This window comes from Photorhabdus sp. RM96S (assembly GCF_042879335.1).
GTDB classification, from domain to species: Bacteria; Pseudomonadota; Gammaproteobacteria; order Enterobacterales; family Enterobacteriaceae; genus Photorhabdus; species Photorhabdus kayaii.
In genome coordinates this window covers 1-420 of sequence record NZ_JBHFKT010000192.1, presented here as the reverse complement: position 1 = coordinate 420, position 420 = coordinate 1, and the positions used below count along the sequence as shown (strand labels likewise).

The following is a 420-nucleotide window of genomic DNA, read 5'->3' as shown; positions in this document are numbered from 1 at the left end:
ACAGGCGATAGCCAAAGGATTTGTGGGCGGACACGTACTCTATACCGACAGCACCCACCTGAAAGCCAGTGCCAATCCGCATAAATCGGAGAATGTCATGCGGTCGGTTCCTCCCGGCGCCTATGTTGACGCCCTGGATAAAGCCGTCACTCAAGACCGGGCGGCAGCCGGAAAAAAAGCCTGAAGCCAGCCCTTAAGGAACGGCAGAGAAAGACGAAGGTCAGTACCACTGATCCGGAAAGCGGGTTTATGCACCGGACCAACAAACCCAGGGGGTTCTTTTACCTTGACCACCGTACCGTGGATGGACAAGTCGGTATTATCACCGATACCTACGCCACACCGGGTAATGTCCACGACAGCCAGCCTTTTATCAAGCGTTTGACGCGTCAGTTAGAGCGTTTTGCTCTCAATCCCCTC

The 420-nt window shown here is 54.5% G+C and carries 1 pseudogene; it reads left to right on the top strand.

Annotated elements, in window-relative coordinates:
- Positions 1–420 (top strand): annotated as a pseudogene (locus ACGF49_RS24925) (IS5/IS1182 family transposase); the annotation flags it as partial.